Origin of the sequence: Nocardia sp. CWNU-33, assembly GCF_046764895.1 — a bacterium.
In the GTDB taxonomy this organism is placed as follows: domain Bacteria; phylum Actinomycetota; class Actinomycetes; order Mycobacteriales; family Mycobacteriaceae; genus Nocardia.
In genome coordinates, this window is record NZ_JBKOQN010000002.1 from 379,014 (window position 1) to 402,176 (window position 23,163).

8 protein-coding genes are annotated in these 23,163 nt (G+C 64.9%); 3 read left to right on the forward strand and 5 right to left on the reverse strand.

Going from position 1 to position 23,163, the window contains the following annotated elements; all coding sequences use genetic code 11:
* Positions 1–209: 209 nt before the first annotated feature.
* The 3 genes from ACLMAL_RS03980 to ACLMAL_RS03990 form a co-directional block, all read right to left on the reverse strand.
* Positions 210–884: a DUF6875 domain-containing protein gene (locus ACLMAL_RS03980; protein ID WP_411997807.1), complete on the reverse strand. Its 675-nt coding sequence runs from the start codon at positions 882–884 to the stop codon at positions 210–212.
* Positions 881–16,636: an amino acid adenylation domain-containing protein gene (locus ACLMAL_RS03985; protein WP_411997808.1), complete on the reverse strand. Its 15,756-nt coding sequence runs from the start codon at positions 16,634–16,636 to the stop codon at positions 881–883. The genes ACLMAL_RS03980 and ACLMAL_RS03985 overlap by 4 nt, the downstream gene beginning before the upstream one ends.
* Before the next feature lie 657 nt (positions 16,637–17,293).
* On the reverse strand, positions 17,294–18,970 hold the full coding sequence (locus tag ACLMAL_RS03990; protein ID WP_411997809.1) for a GMC oxidoreductase: 1,677 nt from the start codon (positions 18,968–18,970) through the stop codon (positions 17,294–17,296).
* Between the two features lie 304 nt (positions 18,971–19,274).
* Here ACLMAL_RS03990 and ACLMAL_RS03995 point away from each other — a divergent pair, with 304 nt between their 5' ends.
* Both ACLMAL_RS03995 and ACLMAL_RS04000 read left to right on the forward strand, forming a co-directional pair.
* Positions 19,275–20,558, forward strand: a complete 1,284-nt coding sequence (locus ACLMAL_RS03995; protein ID WP_411997810.1) for a cytochrome P450 — start codon at positions 19,275–19,277, stop codon at positions 20,556–20,558.
* A 168-nt stretch (positions 20,559–20,726) separates the two neighbouring features.
* Positions 20,727–21,119, forward strand: coding sequence for a PPOX class F420-dependent oxidoreductase (locus tag ACLMAL_RS04000; protein WP_411997811.1), 393 nt, complete (start codon positions 20,727–20,729; stop codon positions 21,117–21,119).
* Positions 21,120–21,289: 170 nt separating this feature from the next.
* Here the strand turns inward: ACLMAL_RS04000 and ACLMAL_RS04005 are convergent, their stop codons facing one another.
* Complete coding sequence (locus ACLMAL_RS04005; protein WP_411997812.1) at positions 21,290–21,553, reverse strand: helix-turn-helix transcriptional regulator; 264 nt, start codon at positions 21,551–21,553, stop codon at positions 21,290–21,292.
* A gap of 98 nt (positions 21,554–21,651) precedes the next feature.
* Here ACLMAL_RS04005 and map point away from each other — a divergent pair, with 98 nt between their 5' ends.
* Positions 21,652–22,419 (forward strand): type I methionyl aminopeptidase, encoded by a 768-nt coding sequence (map, locus tag ACLMAL_RS04010; protein ID WP_411997813.1) that lies wholly within the window; start codon positions 21,652–21,654, stop codon positions 22,417–22,419.
* Here the strand turns inward: map and ACLMAL_RS04015 are convergent.
* Positions 22,379–23,152: a glyoxalase gene (locus ACLMAL_RS04015; RefSeq protein ID WP_411997814.1), complete on the reverse strand. Its 774-nt coding sequence runs from the start codon at positions 23,150–23,152 to the stop codon at positions 22,379–22,381. The genes map and ACLMAL_RS04015 overlap by 41 nt on opposite strands.
* Positions 23,153–23,163 lie beyond the last annotated feature (11 nt).

Below are 23,163 nucleotides of genomic sequence, written 5' to 3' on the forward strand. Positions count from 1 at the left end.
CCTGCGAGCGTTGAGGTGATCTTTCGTCAGATCGTAACGTCGGGGGAACGGAGCACGACGCCCGAATCCGGCCATGCGATCCGGTGCGGCTGTGCCCTCGACCGCTGATCGAGCACGATGGACGGCGGGAAGGAACCGTCGCGGTAGAGCCCGAAGTCATCTCCGACGCCAGCGACCCAACGACTCGGTTGCTATCGACGCAGCCGACCTCACGGCGTTCCTTCCCCGCCGTCGGGTGTTTGTACGAGTTTGTGGGAAATCGCGGAGGTGATGAACTCGGGGAGGTCGGGGGCGAAAAGTCTGAGGTAGGTGTCGATCCATTCGTGGCGAGTGTTGAGGAATGGGAAGTCGGTGGGAGCCATATGGCGTACAGCGAGGATAGGCAGGGGGGCGTCGAGTGCCGGGAATTCCGGATTGTGTAGTCCAGGGAAGGTGCAGCCCGGATAGAATTGGCCGATCATCAGACCTTTCTCGACGAACCGGGTTTTCTGGTCCTGTTGAACAGTTTCGATATCGGCGTATTCGGTGATATCGGGAAATACTGCAAGGACGGCCTTGAATTTGGAATCGGGTTCGTCCCGGGGTGGCAGGGCGGGAAACAGTTCGTATAGGTCGTCGACAATGGCGGTTAGGCGCTCGATGTCGATGTAGCGACCATCGATGAACACGACCCACAGGTATCGGCGTTCCATGGCGTGGCCGGTGTAGGGGCAGACGGGGCCGGGTCGGCCGAGGGCCGGGTGGGGTTGGCACAAGTATTCGCGGGTCCACCGGCGGAGTTCGGCAGCGTTGGGGTGCTCGGTCGCACCAGTTGCCGGGTCCAGAGCGAATAGGTTGGACGGTTCGACGCCAGTGCGCGTCCCGATGAGTCGGTAGGTGTTCACGATCGGCTTGTCCTTGCGTGGGTGGGGGCCTCCGGCGAGGAAGTATCGGTGGACCGGAAATGCTCGGCGAGGACCAGTCCGATGGCGCGGAGTGCGTCCGGGTCGGTCATCCGTTCGTGCCGGGCGGGAATGCGATGCTCGGTGATGCGGCCGGTGATGTGGTCGTGCCATGCGAGAGCCGGAGAGGGATCGTCGTCTCTGGGGTCGGTGGCGGAGCTGAAGTAGATCAGGTCACCGTCGAAGGGTGCCGGCCGGTAGTCGCGGGTGAGGTCGATGAGCCGGGTGTAGTCGCGGTGCAGGATCACGAGATGCTCGGGGGTGAGGGCGGTGAAGAGTCCGCCTTGCCGGTGCAGCAACTCGGCCGCGGCCTCGATGGTGAGGTCGGCAGGGAGCTGGGAACCGGTGAGACCGCCGAACTCGGTCAGCAGGTCCACGATGGTGGGTGCGGGAGTGCGGATGCTACGGGCGGTGATGACGCGGGTGTCCATCATCGCCAGGGTCGCGACGGGGTCGCCGTCGCGGCGGAGCTGGACGGCGATCGCGTGGGCGATAGTGCCGCCGAGCGAGTAGCCGAGCAAGTGGTAAGGGCCGTGCGGCTGGACAGATCGGATCTCCCGTACGTAGCGGGCGGCGAGTTGGTCGAGCGTGTCGAATTGTGCGGTGGGGTCGGTGAGTGTGGGGGACTGCAGGCCTTGGACCGGACGGTCGGGGTCGAGGTGCTGCACGAGTCCGCTGAATCCCCAGGCCAATCCGATGGCCGGGTGGACGCAGAACAGTGGCGGGTCGGTACCGGCGGCACGCAGCGGGAGCACGACAGAGAGCGCGTCGCCGAGATCCTGTTCGTCGAGGCCGCGTAGGCGGGTGTCGATGCGCCGCGCCAGCGATTGCGGTGTGGGGTCGGTGAAGACCCACTGCACCGGCACGTCGGCACCGGTCGACTCCGCCAGCCGCGCCACCAGTTGGGTGGCGGCCAGCGAGTTGCCGCCGAGGGTGAAGAAGCCATCGTCGACGCCCACGCGTTCGATGTCGAGAGTCTGGGTGAAGGCGTCGCAGACGGTCGCCTCGAGTGGGGTGGACGGCGACCTGAACCGGGCAGGTCGCCGCTCGGGTGCGGGTAGGGCTTTGTAGTCGAGTTTGCCGGTGGGTGTGAGGGGGATTCGGTCGAGGGTGAGGATCGCGGTGGGGATCATATGGGTGGGTAGTCGGGTTGCGAGGTAGGTGGTCAGTGCGATGGTGTCGGGTGTGGTGTGGGGGGTAGGGACGACGTAGGCGGTGAGTTGGTCGGCGCCGTCGGGTCGGGTGTGGACTGCCACGGCGGCGTAGGTGATATCGGGGTGGCTGCGTAGCGCGGCTTCGATGTCGCCGCGTTCGATGCGATGGCCGTGAATTTTGATTTGCAGGTCGCTGCGGCCTTTGTATTGCAGTGTTCGGTCGGCGGTCCAGGTGACCAGGTCGCCGGTGCGGTACATCCGTGTCCCGGTCGGCCCGTACGGGTCGGGGACGAATCGGGCTGCCGTGGTTGTGGGCTGCTTGTGGTAGCCGCGGGCGAGGCCTGGCCCGGACACGTACAGTTCGCCGACTACTCCGGGTGGGACGGGGCGCAGTCTGCGGTCGAGTACGACAACGGTGAATCCCCGGGTCGGGCCGCCGATTGTCATCGGGCTATCTGAGGTTGTGCTCATAGGAGCGTCGGCGCAGCTAGTGATTGTGGTTTCGGTAGCCCCATAGGAGTTGATTACCGTGCGGTCCGGTGTCCATTGTTTTGCCAGGCCTGGTGGGCACATCTCGCCGCCGAGCATCACAGTGCCGAGGGTGTCGAGTTCATCGGGGGGCAGCGAGGCGAGCACCGTTGGGGTGAAGGCGGCATGGGTGACGTGTTCGGCCTTGATCGACTCGGCTAGTTCGGTGCCGGCGACTACTGGTGCAGGGGCGAGGACCAGTGTGGCGCCGGCGGCTGCAGCACTGAGCCATTCGAGGATCGAGACGTCGAAGCTCACAGAGGCGGCGGCCAGCACTCGAGCGGTCGGGGTGAGGCCGAACCGCTCCCGAGTGTCTGCGGCCAGGTTCGCAATACCGCTGTGGGTGACCACAACTCCTTTAGGGGTCCCGGTGGAGCCCGAGGTGTAGATCAGATAGGCCGGGTGTTGTGGCCGTAGCGTGGAGGTGCGGTCGGGGTCGGTGATCGCAGTGGGGGAGACCGACGCTGTCTTGGCGGCGAAGGAGGGGTCATCGAGGGCGAGCCAGCTGGTGGTGTCCGGTAGCTGGTCTCGGTAGATCCCGAGTGTCAGCCCGACGGCGGCACCGGAATCGGTGACCATGCTGGTGATCCGGGCGGGGGGATGGGTGGGGTCGATCTGGACGAACGCACCGCCGGATTTGGCGACCGCCCACACGGCTATCACGGCGTCGATGGAGCGCGGTAATGCTATGGCCACGAACGATTCCGGACCTATCCCTGTCTCGATCAGTACCCGCGCCCACCGGTTCGACGTTTCATCGAGTTCGCGGTAGGACAGCCTTACGCCGTTGCATACCACCGCTTCCGTGTCCGGCGTCATCGCGGCCGTCAACACCTGCGGCAACACCGACATCACCGCACCGGGCCGACCGCGAACAGGTACCAGCGTGGCTCGCTCAACCGGCGATAGCAGCTGAACTTGGGTCAGCGGGAGGTCGATGTGTTCGGCGATGGTGTCGAGCACGCGCACCATTTGATCGGCGATGGCGTCGATCTGGTGTTGTGTGAACAGTTCTGGCAGGTATTTGAAGGTCAGATGCAGTTGGGTGTCGTGGTGGACCACCAGACCCAGCGGATAGTGCGCGGCGTCGTGTCCGTGCACGTCGAGGACACGCATTCCTGCGATGTCGGTGTCTTCGGACAGCCCGGCCCTATCGACCGGGTAGGACTCGAGGACGGTCACGGTGTCGAACATTGCGCCGGGCCCGGCCACGCGTTGGATCTGCGCGAGCCCGAGGTGGTGATGGTCGAGCAGCAAGGCTTGTTCGGTTTGGATTCGCCGTAGTAGTTGGGCCAGGGTTTCGCGGTGGTCGAGCCGGACCCGCACGGGCACGGTGTTCACGAACAGCCCGATCATCGATTCGACGCCGGGGATCTGCGGGGGGCGCCCGGAGACGGTGGTGCCGAAGACCACGTCCTCGCGGGCGGTGGAAGTGGCGAGCACGATCGCCCAGGCGGCTTCGATGAGGGTGTTGAGCGTGGCCTCTTGTTGCTGGGCCACCGCGACCAGGGCCGCGGTGCGCTGTTCGCTCAGCTGCACCCGGATTTCGCGTGCGGCGATGGTGGGCCGACGGCCGCGGTCCGCGGGCGCCAGCAGAGTCGGTTCGGCTATGCCCTCGAGTGTCTGTGCCCACGCGGCTTCCGCCGCATCCTGGTCCTGGGAGTTCAGCCACATCAGGTAGTCGCGGTAGGGGCGCACTGGGGGCAGCACCGTGGCATCGCTGTCGGTGGCGTAGAGGGTCAGCAGTTCCCGGATCAGCAGTGGCGTGGACCAGCCGTCTATCAGGATGTGATGCATGCTCACCAGCAGTTGGTACTGCTGGGGTGCGGTGCTGATCAGTGTCAGTCGCAGCAGTGGCGCCGCGGTCACATCGAAGCAGGTGCGGCGGTCGGTGTCCATGAGCTGTTCGAGCGCAGCCTCGGTGTCATCGCGCTCGGCCAAGTCGATCTGGGTGAAGGGCACGTTGACGTGCTGGTGCACCACCTGGACCGCTTTCCCGGCGTCGGCGTCGGCGCCGGCGCGCACAAACGCGGTCCGCAGGTTCGGGTGCCGTCCGATGAGAGTCTGCGCGGCGCGGCGTAGCCGGTCCGCGTCGACGTGCCCGCCGAGTTCCAAACAGAGTTGCACGATGTAGGCGTCGAGGGCCCCGTCGGCGAGCTGGGCGTGGAATAGCAACCCCGTCTGCAGCGGCGTGAGCGGCCATATGTCGACCAGTGTCGAACGTTTGGCTTCGAGCCGGTCGATCGCGTCTTGGTCGAGGTCGACGAGGTCGACGTCCGAGGGGGTCAGCCCGCCGGCACCGGGCCCGGACGCGTGGGCGGCCAGAGCGGTCACCGCGTCACACCACAGTCCCGCGAGGTCGGTGACCTCGGCGTCGGAGAGCAGGCCGGTCGGATACTCCCAGGCGGCGGTAAGAGTAGGCCCGTCCGATGTGTCGATGGTGACCGCGTTGATGCCGAGCAGGGCTGCGACGGGTGCGTCAGGATTCTGGACGCCGCCGCCCACAGTGTCGTCGCCGACGGGCATCCACCCGACATCGCGCAACGTTGCGGGAGTGGTGCCGAACCGACCGAGATAGTTGAAGCTCAGCTGGGGGGTGGGCAGTTCACGCAGGATGCGGGCGGTATCGGCGTTGAGGTAGCGCAGTAGCCCATAGCCGATCCCGTGGTTGGGGACCTGCCGGAGTTGTTCCTTGACCGACTTGAGGACCGCCGCGGCCGCAGCCCCTGCGGCGAATGCGTCGTCGATGTCGATATCGGACAGGTCGAGCCGCACCGGGTAGGTGGTCGTGAACCATCCGACGGTGCGGGTGAGGTCGGCACCGGGAAGAACCGTGTCGTGGCGGCCGTGGCTTTCCAGGGTGAGCAGCGCCTCGGTGACGGTGTTGCCGTGGCGGCACTGCCATCGAGTCAGCGCCAGCGCGAGCCCGGCGATGAGGGCGTCGTCCACGTTGCTGTGGAAGGCTCGGGGCAGGGTAGTGAGTACGGCGCGGGTCACCTCGGTAGGTAGCGCCACCTCGACACTGGCGACGGTGGCTTGCACGTCCACGACCGGGTCAATCGGGCGGGTACCGATCGGTGGATCGGCAACGCCGAGCGTGGACCGCCACCAGTCGAGTTCATCGCGACTTTCGGCGGCGGCGTTCAGAGCATGCGCCCAGCGTCGCATCGAGGTGCCGACAGGCGCGAGCCGCGGCTGCTGCCCGACACTGAGCTGAGCCCATGCCGCAGCGAAATCGGGAACGAGGATCCGCCACGATACGCCGTCGATGACCAGGTGATGTGCGACGACGAGCAGCCGTCCCGGCTGTCCGGCCCAATCGAACCAGACCAGCTGGAGCATGACCCCGGCTGCGGGGTCGAGGCGTTCGGCCGCGGCATTCGCCTCAGCGTCGGCGAGCGTGGCGAAGACGCTGCTGTCGGGTGCCGCATCCACCGGCACGCGCCGGATCAATCCGGCAGCGGGCATCGCGGTCGGTTGTACCCGCAGCGCCCAGCCCAACGTGTGCGCGGGTTCCGGGCGTAGTCGAGACCGCAGCATGTCGTGCTGATCGATTACTGCCTGGACGGTGGCATCGATTCCGGTGGCGTCGATGCCGGTCGGCAGAGTGAGCATCACCCACTGACAGAAACGGTCGAAGCCGCCGCGCTCGAACATCCAACACATGATCGGTGTCACCGGTATCGGCCCTACGCCGCCGCCGGACAGTTCCGTCGGAAGAGAGGTCGCCGCGGTGCTGTCGTCGAGAACGGCGATCTCGGCCAGCCCGGCCACGGTTTTACGCTCGAACACCTCGCGCGTGGAGAACACCACACCCGCCGCCCTGGCCCGAGTCACCAATTGGATCGACATGATGCTGTCGCCGCCCAGGGCGAAAAACGAATCATCGAGACCGACCGTGTCGATACCCAATACCTCGGCGAACAGGCTCGCGAGAGCCGTTTCCACCTCGGTGGCCGGTGCCCGGAATTCGCCGCGGCGCGTGGTGAAGTCCGGCGCGGGCAGAGCGGTGCGGTCGAGCTTGCCGTTCGCCGTCATCGGTAGCGCGTCGAGCACCACGACAGTCGCGGGCACCATGTGCGAGGCCAATCGCTCCCCGACGAACGCGAGGACGGCGGCCGCGTCGAGGTCGGTGCCGGGCTCGGGCACCACATACCCGATCAATCGGTCGCCGATGGCAGGGTCCCGGTGCACAGTCGCTACCGCATCGGCCACAACCGGGCAGGCTCGCAGAGCCGATTCGACCTCGCCGAGTTCGATGCGGAAACCACGCACCTTGACCTGGAAGTCCGACCGGCCCACATAATCGAGCGCCAGACTTCCCTCCGGTAGCCGCAGCCACCGCATCAGGTCGCCGGTCCGATACATGCGCTGCCCCGGGCCTGCGAACGGATCGGCGATGAACCGCGACGCCGTCAGACCTATCCCGTTGCGGTAACCGCGAGCCAGACCCGGGCCCGCCAGATACAACTCCCCGACGACCCCGACCGGCACTGGTCGCAACCATGCGTCGAGCACGACCTGACCGACCCCGTGGATCGGTCCGCCGATCGTCACCGCCTCACCTGCCACCATCGGCGCACCGACATCGGTCATGATCGTGGCCTCCGCCGGACCGTAGGTGTTGAAGAATCTCCGGCCCGGTGCCCACCGTGACACCAACTTGGGTGAGGGCGCCTCGCCACCGATCACGACGGTCCGGAGGTCCTCGAGCCCGTCCGGATCGACCGTCCCCAAAGCGGCGGGCGTCAGCGCGGCATGGGTCACCTTTGTGCGCAACATGATCTGCGCCAGCTCGCCCCCGCCGTAGATGGTCGGGGGCGCAATCACCAGCCGCCCACCCGTTGCGAACGCCCACAGGTGTTCCAGCATCGCCGCATCGAAACTCGGAGACGCGAAATGCAGCACCCGCGCGGTCGGTCCGATGTCGAACCGCGAACCCTGTTCGGCCACCAGGTTCGCCAGCCCTCGATGCGACACCACCACACCCTTCGGCATACCTGTCGAGCCGGAGGTGTAGATCACGTACGCCGCATTGTCGACCCGCACCGGCGATGTTCGCTCCGCATCGGTCACCGGCAACGCCGGCAACCCCGCAACCTCCGCTTCGACCGCCGACTCGTCGAGGACCAACCACGGCACCGCCGCAGGGAGCCGATCACACCACTCCGACAGTGTGATTCCCACCGCCACACCCGAATCGGAGAGCATGTGCTCGACCCGGCTGGTCGGGTACTGCGGGTCCACCGGCACGAACGCTGCCCCCGACTTAGCCACCGCCCACAGCGCTAGTACCGAATCGACCGACCGCGGCAACCCGACCGCAACACTCGCCTCCGGCCCCACACCCCGACCGATCAGCAACCGTGCCAACCGATTCGACTCCGCATCCAGCTCGCCGTACGTCCACCGCCGTTCCCCGCACACCACCGCGACCGCCCTCGGATCGCGCTCCGCCGCGGCCGCCAGCACCTTCGGCAACACCTGCTCCGGCACAGCCGGGTCACCCGACACCGGCGTCAATTCCCGGTGTTCGGCCGGGGAGAGCAGATCCAGCCGGGCCAGCGGCAGATCCGGGTCGGCCGCAACGACGCTGATCACGCGCAGGATCCGCTGCAGGGTTGCATCCATCGTGTCCTGGTCGAAGAGTTCGGGCAGGTACTTGATTTTGAGGTGCAGCCGCGTGTCGACACGCGCAACCACTCCCAGCGGATAGTGCGCGGCGTCGGTGCCGGTCACGTCGAGCAGCCGCATGCCGCCGATGTCGGTATCGGCGGTCAGCCCACCACGATCGATCGGAAAGGACTCGAACACCGTGATCGTGTCGAATACCGTCCCTGGCCCGGCCACCCGTTCGATGTCGGTCAGGCCCACGTAGTGGTGATCGAGCAGCGCGGCCTGCTCGGCCTGGATCCGGTCGAGCAGCTGCCCCAAGCTCTCGGCGGGGTCGAGACGGACGCGGACCGGCAGTGTGTTGATGAACAGCCCGATCATCGATTCGATGCCCGAGATCTGCGGGGGCCGTCCGGACACCGTAGCGCCGAACGTCACGTCATCCCGGGACGTCAATGTGCCCAACACGATCGCCCATGCCATTTGGATCACGGTGTTGAGGGTGATTCCACGGGCCCGCGCGAGGCCGGTCAGCGCCGCGGTCTGTTCCTCGGTCAGTTCGCCGAGCACATCCCGTGATTCGGTGTATGGGCGGCCGGGATCGGCCGGAGCCACCAGGGTCGGCCCGTCGGCGCCGTCGAACGCGCGGGCCCAGGCATCGAGTGACACAGCCGGGTCCCGCCCTACGATCCACGCCAGGAAGTCCCGGTAGGGACGTGTACGCGGCAGTATCGCGGCGTCGCCGTCGGTGGCGTAGAGGATCAGAAACTCTTTCAGGAGCAGCGGCGTCGACCAGCCGTCGAGCAGCAGGTGATGATTGGTCAGCACGAGCCGGTAGTGCTCCGGCCCCGTGGTGACCAGCATCCAGCGGAGCAGCGGGGCGCTGCCAGGGTCGAACCGGGTCGCCCGGTCCGCGGACATCAGTCGATCCCACTCGCGATTCCGTGCACTGTCATCCAGCCCGGACAGGTCGAGCTGCGACCATGGCGCCTCGACGTCTTCATTGACCACCTGCACCGGTCCGGCGGCGGTGTCGGTGACGAATGCGGTGCGCAGATTCGCATGCCGGTCGAGCAGCATCTGCCCGGCTCGGCGCAGCCGCTCCGGATCGACCTGCCCACGCAACTCGAGGACCAACTGCACCAAGTAGGCGTCCATCGACTCCTCGGACACCAGCGCATGGAACAACAACCCCTCCTGCAACGGAGTCAATGGCCAGATGTCGCTCAACGCCGGATAGCTGTCTTCGAGTCGCTGGATCTCGGACTGCCCGAGCCGGACCAGATCCAGATCCGACGGGAGGGAGGTCGCCGCGGCGCTGTCGTCGAGAACGGCGATCTCGGCCAGCCCGGCCACCGTTTTACGTTCGAAAACCTCGCGCGCCGAGAACACCACACCCGCCGCCCTGGCTCGAGTGACCAGCTGGATCGACATGATGCTGTCGCCGCCGAGGGCGAAGAACGAATCGTCGAGACCGACCGTGTCGATACCTAATGCACCGGTGAACGATTCGGCGATCGTGTGTTCGAGGGGTGTTTGGGGTGCTCGGAACGGTGTGGTGTCGGTGAATACGGGATCTGGTAGTGCTTTGCGGTCCAGTTTGCCGACCGGTGTCAGCGGGATGTGGTCGAGCACCATGATGGTGGATGGGATCATGTAGGACGGTAGCCGGCTGGTGAGGTGTTCGGTGAGGGTGGTGGTGTCGATCGAGTGCCCTTGTGCGGCAAGGACATACGAGACCAGTGACTCGGTGCCGGATTCGTTGTGGTGGCCGATGGTGGTGGCGAAGCCGACGCTTTCGTGGGTGGTGAGTGTTGTGTCGATCTCGCCTAGTTCGATGCGTAGTCCGCGGATTTTTACCTGGAAATCGGATCGGCCGAGGTGTTGGATCGATCCGTTGGTTGTCCACCGGACTATGTCTCCGGTGCGGTACATGCGTTCGCCGGGTATCCAGGGGCAGGCTGTGAACCGTTCGGCTGTCAGGGCTGCTCGGTGGTGGTATCCGCGGGCCAGGAGTGTGCCCGCGATGTACAGTTCGCCTGCTACACCGGCTGGTACGGGTTGTAGTCGTTGGTCCAGTATCCATTCCGACACACCGCGAATCGGGCCACCGATCGTGACCGACTCGCCCGCCACCAACCGAGCGCTCTGGTTTGTCGTGGTCGTCGCCTCGGTCGGACCATAATCGTTCACCATGTCGCGCCCACCGCTCCAGCGCTCGACCAACTCGGTGCCATACTGCTCACCACCGACTGCTAGGTGTTCCCACTCTGGTAGTGGCCAACGGGTGTGGTCGATGGTGGACAATGCGGACGGTGTGATGAGGCCGTGGCTGACGTGCTCGCGGTCGAGTAGTTCGGCGAGTTCGTCGCCGCCGTAGATATCGCTGGGTGCGATGACCATGGTCGCGCCTGCGCACAACGTCAGCAACAATTCCAGTACCGATACGTCGAAGCTGGGTGACGCCAAATGCAGAATACGAGAACGCGATTCGATGTTCATGGCATCGTGGTGCTCGGTGGCGCAGTTGCGGAGTCCGCGGTGGGTGACCGCGACGCCTTTGGGTAGTCCGGTTGATCCGGAGGTGTAGATGACGTAGGCGATATCATCGACTCGCAGCGGGCGTATGCGGTCACGGTCGGAGATCGGCTGGGCACTGATGGCAGTGTCGGGGTTGTCGGCTGTCAACCAGTCGACATCGTCGGGTAACCGGGCGCGCACCGATGCCACGGTCAATCCGATGGCCGCTGTCGAATCGGTCAGCATGTGGGTGATGCGCTCGAGGGGATAGGTCGGGTCGATCGGTAGGAACGCTGCTCCCGACTTGGCGATCGCCCATACCGCGAGTACCGACTCCGGCGAGCGTGGAATACCTATCGCGACAATATCTTCCGGGCCGATTCCGCGTTGGATGAGTAGTCGGGCCATCCGGTTGGAACGTTCGTCCAACTCCCGGTAGCTCAGTCGCCGCCCCTCGAACACGATCGCGGTGGCCTCGGGATCTCGAGCAGCTGCCGCGGTCAACAGGTCGGCCAAAGTGGTGGTCGCCGTCGCGGGCGCACCAGAACGCGCCAGTAGATCGGCTCGTTCGGCGGGCTCGAGTACCTCGATCATCCCGACCGGAGTCGTGGGATCGGTGGCGACCGACTCGAGTATCCGGATCCAGCGATGTACCAGAGAATCAATAGTTGGTGCGTCGAACAGATCCGTGGCATAGGTGACCGTTACTGCGATCTCGCCGCTGTCATGGGTGTCGGACAATACGACCTGCAGATCGAAGCGGGACACCTCGTTGGGCAGGTCGACTATCGATATATCGAGGCCGGGCAGTTCGAGTTTCACTTGTTCCAGATTTTGGAATGCCAGCATCACCTGGAAGAGCGGGTGCCGGGATTGGGACCGTTGCGGGGCGAGTTGGTCGACGAGTTGTTCGAATGGAATGTCGGCGTGGTCGAAGGCATCCAGATCGACCTGTCTGGTGCGGCCGAGGAGGTCGGTGAATGATTCGGCGAGATCGATGTCGGTTCTCAATACCAGTGTGTTGACGAACATGCCGACCACGTCGTCGAGTTCTGCTGCGCCGCGCCCGGCGATCGGTGTGCCGATCGGAATGTCGGTGGTGCCACTCAGCCGGGCGAGTAGGACTGCGAGCGTGCTGTGGACCACCATGAACAGTGACGAATTCTGTTGCCGCGCGAACCTTTCCAGCGACTGCATCAACTTCGCGTCCAGCGTGTAGTCGATGGTGGCACCGCGATTCGACGCCACCACCGGCCGCGGTCTGTCAGTCGGCAGACGAAGCTCCTCGGCCACTCCGCCCAGAGTTTCGGTCCAGTACCGGATCTGCTGGGCGCAAAGCGATTCCGGATCGTCGGGCGAGCCGAGGGCGGCTCGTTGCCATAGTGCGTAGTCCGCGTACTGGACAGGCAGCGGTGTCCACGAAGGGCGTTCTCCGCGGATCCGTGCGGTGTACGCAGTCGTCACGTCGCGGGCCAGCGGTGTCATGGAGAAACCGTCCGCGGCGATGTGGTGCACCACAACGGTCAACACGTATTCGGGCTCCTCGCCACCGGCCGTGCGGAACAATCGGGCACGCACTGGTGCCCGGGTGCTCACATCGAAGCCTTCGGTGACGAATTCGGTTACCGTTGCGTCCAGTTGGCTCGGCGGAACCGATACCAGGCCGAGCTCGAAGTCGACCTCGTCGGCGGGTTCGATCAGCTGGATCAGCATTCCGTCGTGGTCCGGGTATCGTGTCCGCAAAGACTCGTGTCTGCGTAGCACATCAACCACGGCCGATCGCAGGGCGTCGACGCTCAACTCGCCACGCAGCCGAATGGCGATCGGCACATTGTATGCCCCCGAACTGGTGTCGTACTGGTTGAAGAACCACATCCGTTGTTGGGCCGGTGCCAACGGCACGAGCTCGGGGCGCGGCCAGGCGATCAGTGGTGGGCGTTGTCGCCCCGTGCCGGCATGCCGCTCGATATGGGTTGCGAGCGCCGCTACCGTGGATGCCTCGAACAACAGCCGCACCGGAACCTCGGTTTCCAGCGCGGCCCCGAGTCGCATCGCAACCCGGGTCGCGACCAAACTGTCTCCGCCCATGTCGAAGAACGAGTCGTCGAGACCGACTGTGTCGATACCCAGTACATCGGTGAACACTCGAGCGATCGTGTGTTCTATCAGCGTCTCAGGCGCTCGGAACGCCTTGTTGTCGGCGTGTACCGGCTTCGGTAGTGCCTTGCGGTCGAGTTTGCCCACCGGTGTCAATGGAATGTGGTCCAGCACCATGATCGAGGGCGGGACCATGTAGGACGGTAACCGGTCGGTGAGGTATTTGGTCAGGGTTGCGGTATCGATCGAGTGATCCGGCGTGGCAACGACATACGAAACCAGCGACTCGGCCCCGGAATCGTTGCGGTGGCCGATGGTGGTGGCGAAACCGACGGTCTCGTGGGCGGCGAGCGTCGCATCGATCTCACCGAGTTCGATGCGTAGGCCCCGAATTTTCACCTGGAAGTCGGAACGGCCGAGATGCTGGACCGCTCCGTCGGCCGTCCACCGAACCACATCCCCCGTACGATACATACGCTCACCGGGTCTCCAGGGACAGGCTACGAAACGCTCGGCCGTCACACCTGCCCGACGATGATATCCGCGGGCCAGCGCAGCACCCGCGATATACAACTCACCCGCTACACCGACTGGTACGGGTTGCAGCCGCTGATCCAACACCCATTCCGAGACACCGCGAATCGGGCCGCCGATCGTAACCAACGCATCCGCCACCAACGGAGTGCCATGGTTCGTCATGATCGTGGCCTCGGTTGGACCGTAAGCATTGAAGAACTCACGACCGTCGGCCGTCCAGCGCCGCACCAGTTCCGGCGGGCAAGCATCACCGGCAGCAACGACGACTCGCAGGTTGTCGAGCCCGTCCGGATCCACCGAAGTCAACGCCGCCGGCGTGATCACGGCGTGGGTCACCCGCTCGCGGCGCAGTAGCTCAGCCAGCTCTGCGCCACCGTAGATGCCGGGCACGACGATCACCATCGTGGCGCCGGCACCCGCCGCAAGCAGCAACTCCCAGACCGATGCATCAAAGCTCGGCGACGCGAAATGCAGGGTCCGCGAAACCGCAGTCACCGCATAGCGTTCCCGCTGTTCGGAACTGAGCGCGGCCAACCCGGCATGCGTCACGATCACGCCCTTCGGCACACCGGTCGAGCCCGAGGTATAGATCAGATACGCTGGATGCTGCGGTCGTAGCGGGGTTGTGCGTTCGGGATCGGAGATCGGCTGGGCACCGAAGTCCTTGTCGAGGTTGTCCGGTATCAACCAGTCGATGTTGTCGGGGAGTCGTGCGCGTACGGATGTCATGGTCAGACCGATGGCCGCTTTCGAATCGGTCATCATGTAGGTGATGCGTTCGGTGGGGTAGGTCGGGTCGATCGGCAGGAAAGCAGCTCCCGATTTGGTGATCGCCCATACCGCGAGGACCGAATCCATAGAGCGCGGCATACTGATCGCGACGATGTCTTCCGGGCCGATACCCCGTTGGATGAGGACCCGCGCTAATCGGTTCGAACGCTCGTCCAACTCTCGGTAGCTCAGCTGCTGCCCGTCGAACACGATCGCCGTGGCATCGGGATCCTGCACGGCCGCCGTGGTCAGCAGGTCGGCCAGGGTGGTCGGCACCACGGCCGGTGCACCGGCGCGTGTCAACAGATCGGCTCGTTCGGCAGGTTCGAGCACCTCGATCGTCCCGACCGCAACCATGGGATCGGTGGCAACCGACTCCAGTACCCGGATCCACCGATGCACAAGAGAATCGATGGTCGACGCGTCGAACAAATCCGTGGCATAGGTGACCGATGCCGTCATATCGCCGCTGTCACGGTCGTCCGACAGCACGAAGTGCAGGTCGAAGCGTGACACCTCGGTAGGCAGGTCGACCACCGACGCCGCGAGACCAGGCAGCTCGAGCTCAACTCGTTCCAGATTCTGGAATGCCAAAAGCACCTGGAACAGCGGGTGCCGGGACTGGGATCGCTGCACAACGAGCTGATCCACCAACTGCTCGAACGGAACGTCGGCATGCTCGAAAGCATCCAGGTCGACCTGCCTGATCCGGCCGAGCAGATCGGTGAACGATTCATCGAGATCGATGTCGGTCCGCAACACCAGAGTGTTGACGAACATGCCGGTCACGTCGTCGAGCGCGGCTGCACCACGCCCGGGGATCGGTGTGCCGATCGGAATGTCGGTGCTACCGCTCAACCGGGCAAGCAGAACCGCCAACGCGCCGTGAATCACCATGAACAGTGACGAATTATGTTGCTGCCCAATCACTTTCAACGATCCAACCAGACCGGCACGCAATGAATAACTCGCAGTGGCAACCCGATTCGATATCGCCACCGGCCGCGGCCTGTCGTTTGGTAGACAAAGCTCCCCGGGAAGGTCCGCGAGCGTGGCGCGCCAGAACGCCAGGTTCTGGCGGCGGCGCCGGATCCGCGCGCCGTGGCGGGCGCTGCTGGGGTGGACCTGCCCGAGATCAGTGCCAGGCGTGGCGGCTGCGAACGCGTCGAGGAACTCCAAAAATCCGGTGCAATGCGCCGACAATTCGGGGCCGGTATAGAGGTTGGGATTGGCCAAGAAGTGGAGAATCGTTCGCGGCGGGTCTCCGGTCTGATATAGGTCGACCAACAAATCCTCGACGGGCCCCGAGCTCAGGAGATGGAACTCCCCGGTCACCGATCCAAAACGGATCTGCTGGGGGAAATACATGACATTCACCATCGGACCCGCGAAACGCCGCTGCCCGCTGTATCCCGCGGCAGCTCGAATGTCGGTGAGGCCGCACCGCTGGTGCCGCAACGCTCCTATCAGGTCGGACTGCACCCGCCGCACCAGCATCGCGACCGTATCCTCAGTGCCGAGCACGATCGGAAGCGGCACGACGTTGACGAAGACTCCCCCCGACCGCCGCAGCACCGCGGTCGTGCGACCCGACACGGGAATATTGACCAGGACCTCGTCTCGCCCCGTCATACGGGCCAGATAACTTCCGAATGCGGCGATCACCACCGCGGCAGGGGTCGCCTCCAACGCTTTCGCGGAATGATCAATCCGCCCTACCGTCCCCGTGGGGAGTTCGCCTTTCGCGACCACACTGTCCGCGCGCGCGGGTGCGTACCCGGTGGCGAGGCTGGACTCGTCCTCGACATCGGCGAGTCTGTCCACCCAATAGGCTTGGTCGCTGGTGAACCGCTTCGACTCCCGGTAACTGCAGTCGGCCTCGTAGAGGGTGCGCAGGTCCGCCGCTCGGTTCGGCTCTGCTGTCTGGCCCTGCACCGCCGCCGTGTACAGCGCCGCGACCCGGTTCATCACCATCATCGCGGCGTAGCCGTCCAATGCGACGTGGTGAATCCTGCAGTACCACAGGAAATGTCGATCTCCGACCTGCACAACCACCCATGCGACCAACCGGTCGCGGGTCATATCCAGGGGTGCGGTGTACTCCCGGCGCATCCACTGCAAGGCCGCGGCCATGGGGTCCGGTTCACCACGCATATCGATGACCGGCCCCGTCGAATCAAGCAACGGGTCGAACAACTGATACGGCTCACCGTCGACCTCGACCAGCCGCAGATACCCCGATTGGAATTCGAGGCCGACTCGAATCGACGTCTCACGCAATACCTCCAGATCCAGATCCCCATGGAACTCGAGATACTGCGCCTCACATATCGGCACATCCGGGCTCAACTGCTGCGCCAGCCACAGCCCCCGCTGCCCCGCAGACAGCGGCACTGGCTGAGTGACCGACACGTTTGGCCCGGTATCCCCGCCCGATCCGGCGTCGGGTGGGAACTGCGGTCGCAGAACGGTCATCACTTGCCTCCAGACCCGACCGCGCCCAGTATAAGCCGACTGATTGGTATGCGCATACCTTCGGACCCATGATCCGCGCGGTGAAATGATGTCTGAATTTGCGGAATTGATAGGGCGCCGCTCTGCGACTTATCCATGAAGATCGTGAGGTCCATCGGGCCCGAATGGCGGCCCCCGTTCGACTCGTGACCATCCGCCTCGGCTCGACATCTCGAGGCACTTACTCGGACACCTCAACGCACTTGACTCGACGCCCAATTGCGGATTGCCTCTGCCTGATCGCTAGGGCGGCCGGCCCGTCGGGATTGATGACCCAGCCACCGGCAGCGAGGGCAATGGCTACCATGACCTGTGTTTTTGATGCGACGTCAGAGGAAATGCGGGTTGGGTCGAAGTGGACCGCAGTGACCTCGAATGCCTCCTCGGGTACTGCGACATGTCGCAGGCGGTGGGGCAGCGGCTTTCGGAAGCAAGGCGGGGGACTTACTCTCCGTGCCTTTACTGTTCTATTCGGACAAATAAGACAAATAAGAAGTAAGGTTCCGACATGCTTCTCCTGATCGTGCTTATTATTTATCCGTATTTCGACGATAATGATGCGGGCACGTTACTCGATGGAGCGTGCACAACGGTATCCTGCGTGCATCGTGGCCTCGACTACTCACCAGAACGGATTATCTGTTCGATATTGCGCTCAGCCAGCGCGCTGATCGTCAACGACGGGTTCACTGTTCCAGTGCTGCCGGGCACAGCCGCCCCGTCCATCACGTACAGGCCTCGATAACCATGCACCCGACCGTGCCCGTCTGTTGCGCGTCCGATCACTGCGCCGCCCAAAGGATGCGAGGTGAATGAGGCGTCCCCACCGATGACCGGTGGGGCGAGGGACAGGCATTGGCAGGCCGCCTTGTCGTTGACCTCCTGCGCTCGCGCGAGGTAGCCGGCAGCGCCGTTTTCAGGCCACTGTAGGTCCACCCGCCCGTCGGCCGGATTGTAGACGAACCGGCCGCGGGTGTCGTCGAGCACTATGCCCAGCGACGCGAGAGTGCCGATGTCGAAAGGCGTTGCGCCGGGGATGAACCAGTTCTCCAGCGACACAGGTGCGCCCGCCTCGTCCAGAATCCGGCTCGCGGACGGCGTGCCCTGCAGACCTACGTCCAACGAGTCGAGCGGCCGTGCCAGGCCGACATCACCGTTGCTGCCCCAGCCTTCGCCGATGTGCTCGTTCAGGTTCGGCAGCGCGCCGGTCTCCCGTGCGCGCACCAGTAGCTCGGAGGTGCCGATGGAGCCCGCACCGAGGAATAGCTTGTCGCAGGTCAGCGTCCGGATACGGAGCACCTCGCCGGTAGGTGCGAGTTTGGTCACGGTAACGGTATAACGACCCGACGCTCCCGGTTCCTTGGCGATGGCGTCCACGCGGTGGCCGGGGTAGATCCGGGCAACGCCGGTGTTCTCGGCATAGCGCAGGTAGTTCTGATTCAGATCGAACTTCGCGCCGTTGGAATTGCCGAGGTTCGAACAGCCGACCGTCGCCGACGGCGTCGATCGTCCGGCCAGTTCGTCGCGGATGACGTTCCAATTCCACATGCCGTCGATGCGCTGCGGCACATAGCCGGCCGCGCGGAACTGATCATCCCAGGCCCGCGCGTGTGCGAACGCGACGGAGTGATAGATGTCGTCCGGGATCGGGCTCGGCCGCAGCATATTTCGGACCCTGGGGTAGTAGACGTCATGCATCTCGTGGTAGTCGACCACACCGCCGAACACATGGTCGAAGAACCGCTGCTCCGGCTCGATCATCACCCCGGTGAACACCACCGAGCCGCCGCCCACACACGCTCCGCGCCAGACGTCGATGCCCGGGTAGCTGGAAACGTCGAGGACACCGCCGAACGGATCGAACGACATGGGGATCCCGGTCACGCCGGTAAAGGAGGTGCGATGCCAGAAGCCGCGACCATCCGGAATCGTGTCGACGGTGAAGATGTCGCGCCACAGATCATTCGGCCAGCGTGACCCACGCTCGAGCACCGCGACCTCGGTCCCGGACTGCGCCAGGCGCAGCGCGGTGATCGACGCCCCGAACCCAGAGCCGACGACGATCGCAGGCACATGGTCGGCCGGATCCGGCAGCGGCGCGAAGATTTCCGGCACCAGTGCGCGGTATACCGCCGCGCTCGGGTTCAGGCCGTCGTCGTCGGCCCGCGCCAGGGACCGGGCCGTCGCCAGCGTGCTTCCACCCGCAAGGCTCAGCATCGTAGCGGCCAGGCCGACGCCCTTGATGAAACCGCGCCTGTCCATTGTGCCGCGCACCTGATCTGAAGGTCGCTCCATCACATCCCCAAACCTCCTGGTGATTCGGAAAACTCGGTAACGCGCGAGCGGGTGGCCGGTACCTGGCGATGATCATGGCGATGTGCATCGTCGGGGGTTGCTGATCCCGGCAAAGTCCGTTCTACCACGCTACCTGCGAACCGGGACCACAAGCCGGAGTCGGTCCGTTCGACCACCGTGTCGGCCATACGCGGCGCCTTCCGGCCCCCTCCGTCACCATCGCCAACGGAGGCTAGCCGAAGATTAGCCGACAGTTCCGTCGGCGGCGCTCTACCATAGGGACAGTCCAGCGTGGGAGGTGACAATGTTAACGCGCGCGTGGATTCGGTGGCTGGTCCTGCATCGCCTGGCAAGGTCCTATCTCGTGTGGTCGGCGCGTCGGGGCGATCCCCTCGCACAGATCCTGGCCGGTCCGGATCGCGGGCTCGGAGCGCCTCGATCCATCGAGGAGATCCGGCGGCGGGGACGGATGCCCACGATATCGAGGGTTCGCGTGACCGCGGACCACGAACTGTGCCGACTAATCCTGCGGGACCGTCGCTTCGGTGTGGTCACGCCCAACAATCGAGCCCTGCCGAAGCCGATCCGCTGGGTGCTGACCAAGACCGATCTGGAACTTCCCAACCTCGCGGAACCGCCCTCGATGCTGGTGACCGATCCGCCGGAACACGCCCACTACCGACGCCTGGTAGGGCAAGCATTCACGCCGAAGGCGATCGCCAAACTGGGGGAACGGGTTGTCGAAGTAACCGATGACCTGCTCGAACGGCTGAAATCGACGCCGCGACCGGATCTGATCGACGACTTCTCCGCGCAGTTGCCCATCGCGATCATCGCCGAGATTCTCGGGTTGCCCGCCGACATGCATTCGACCATGCTGAAGTGGGGAGATACCGGTGCGCCGCTGCTCGACCGAGGCCTGACCTGGACCACTTTCCGCCGCGCCATCGAAGACCTGGCCGAGGGGCAGCGGTACTTCGAACAGCACATCGCCGGGCTCAGCGCCGAACCGGGCGATGATGTGCTCAGTATGTTGGTGACAGGTGGCGAGCTCACCCGACGCGAGCAGGTGGCCAACGCGGCCCTGCTGCTGGACGCCGGATTCTTGACGACGGTGAACATGCTCGGCAATGGAATCGCGCTGCTGACAAGCCATCCGGACCAATTGGACATGCTGACGGCGCGGCCAGAGCTGTGGCCGGGGGCGGTCGAGGAGATCCTGCGCTACGACGGTCCCATACGGATAACGGGCCGGATCGCGAGCTGTGATGTCGACATCGCCGATCAGCACGTCAAATCCGGTTCCCTGGTCCTGCTGTTGCTGGCGGGCGCCAATAAGGACCCCACCGTCTTCCCCGATCCCGAACGATTCGATGTGACCAGGGCCAACGCCGCGGAACATCTCTCGTTCAGCAGCGGGGTGCACGGCTGCCTGGGGGCCAGCCTTGCCCGACTGGAAGGCGCCGTCGCACTGCGCGCGCTGTTCGAGAGGTACCCGGATCTGCGTCTGGACGGCCCGCCGATCCCGCGTGGCCTGGTGAATCTGAACAGCTACCGCTCGATGCCCGCCCAACTATCTGCCGACTAGCTGTTGCGGGTCGTGACGTCGGTGGCATCACGCGGGGTTCCCTGTGAAGGAGATGCCGATTGGGGAATAACGGCAGCTCACGGGCGATGGAAGTACGTCGTGGCGCGTAGTTCGGAATGTGACCGTAGACCGATGTCTCCGGCCCCGCCGGCGGCCTACGGTTTTGTCATGACGTGGAATGAAGTGAGCAATAGCAAGTACGCGCGGCTGACTACTTTCAAGAAGGACGGCACTACGGTCGGAACTCCGGTCTGGGTGGCGCCGGACGGCGACCGTATCGTGGTGTGGACCAACCCCGACACCTGGAAGGTCAAGCGCATCCGGCGCAATCCAGATGTCACCGTCCAGGTGTGCGATAACCGCGGTCGGACCGGTGGCGGGGAGGTCCTCGCCGGGACTGCCGAGATTCTGGGCCCCGAGGGCACCGAGCGAGTGCGCGACCTCGTCGCTGACAAGTACGGCCTTGTCGGCAAACTCGCCATCCGCGGGCACAAGCTGATCAGGGGCGCGGATCGGTCTGTCGGCATCGTCATTACACCTCGCGCCGCCGCTGGGGAGTAAGGGCTCGCCGGTGCCGGTATGAGGGAGCCCATGCTCTCGGCAGTTAACGGAGCCACACGACACAGCAACGCTGGGTATCTGTTTCTTGCGGGCAGTAGCCGCGCCCGCAGGCGGTTAGGAGCGCCGCGATGACGGTGTGGGTCCTGTGTTCGAGCTCGCGCCCAGGGTCGTCAAGCGGATTCGGCGAGGCCGGCTGAGCGCCAGGTGTCAGCGAGTTCTTCCAGGGGAATGTCGAGAACCGCGGCGACGGACACGATGGTGCCGAAGGCGGGGGTGGGGAGGCGGCCGGTTTCGATCTTGCGGAGGGTTTCCGGCGAGATTCCTGCTGCGGCAGCGGTTTCGGTGAGGTCGCGGTCCGCGCGAGCGGCGCGCAGTTGGGTGCCGAGGCGGCGACCGGCCTCGACCTGTGCAGGCGTCAGTGGGAGGCGAACCATGGCATCAGCGTATGAGCGGTATTTAAATACCGCAAGTGGCTGGTATTAAAATACCGCACCGGCTAGGGTGGTATTAAAATACCGAACGGAGCAGGTTGATGGTGGAGCTGAAGAGCCGCGACGAGATTGCGCGGATGCGAGTTGCGGGGGAGTTCGTCGCGGAGATCCTGGCAGTGCTGCGGCAGCGCGCGCAGGTCGGCGTGAACCTGCTGGACCTGGAAGCTATTGCGCGGGAACGGATTCGGCAGCGGGGCGCGGAGTCGTGCTACTGGGATTACGCGCCGTCGTTCGGGCGGGGCCCATTCCGTAACACCGTCTGTTTATCGGTCAATGACGCTGTGCTGCACGGGCTTCCGTTCGACTACGTGCTGCGTGATGGTGATGTGCTGAGCATGGATCTGGCGATCGGCGTCGACGGTTGGGTGGCGGATTCGGCAGTCAGCGTGATCGTCGGCCGGGCCGCGCCGGAGGATGTCCAACTGGTGCGGGCCACGGAGGAGGCCTTGGCTGCGGCAATCGCAGTGGCGTTGCCCGGCAATCGGATCGGAGATATCTCCGCCGCGATCGCGGATGTGGCGCATGGCTACGGGTATCCGGTGAACACCGAATTCGGCGGGCATGGCCTCGGGCGCACCATGCACGAAGACCCGCACATACCGAACGCGGGGCGCGCCGGGTGCGGATACCGGCTTCGGCCGGGGCTGACGATTGCCATCGAGCCCTGGTTCGCGGCTACGACCGGCCAGATCTACACCGATCCCGACGGTTGGACGATTCGGTCGGCCGATGGCTCGCGCACCGCGCATTCCGAGCACACTGTGGCGATCACCGCCGATGGACCGGAGGTCCTGACGCTGGTCGGATGACAGGGCGGCTCAGGTCAGCTTTCTCGGATAGCCAGTCGGCCAGATCGGTGGCCGCGCGCAGTTCTTTCGCTACCGACATGCGCTCGGCCTCGGACAGCTTCATTGCCCGCAGTTCGGTGCGCCACCGTTCGCCACGGGCGGATTCGTTCGTGGCAACGGACAATTCGATCAGCGCGGACAGTGCCCGTGCCTTGTCCGCGCGGGGGGCTTCGGCGCCGAATCGTCCGAGTCCGACCTCGAGTACGCGGATGGCGGTCTTGTCGTCATTCTTGAAGTCACGCAGGATTCGCGCGTTGTCCAAAACCCGTGCCAGGCCTTCGAGCTCACGCGAACCGCCGTACTCGACCTCCGTCGGTTCGTCGCGCTGGATGTAGATCACGGAGTTGCCCACCGGGTCGACCATTGTGAACCTGCTCTGGCCGGGCCGGAATCGGGTGATGCGCGGGCAGCCCTTCGCGGGAACCTTGCCATAGCGGGTGCGCAGCGCCTCGGTGAAGGCGCGGTGCTTGGCGGCGACATCATCGATCATGACCAGGCAGCCGACCTGTTCGGTGGGGAGTTCGGTGCCGCGGGGTGCGGAGGCGAAATGCAGGGCGCAGCCGTTGGCCTCGACGGCGCCGTAGTTGTAGGGGCGGGTCTGCTCGTAGGTGACGGTGTATCCGAGGGTTCGGTAGAAGTCCAGGGTGTCGGTCAGGTTGCCGCTCCAGAGCACTGGAACCGCCGTGTCGCCCATATCTGCCTCCG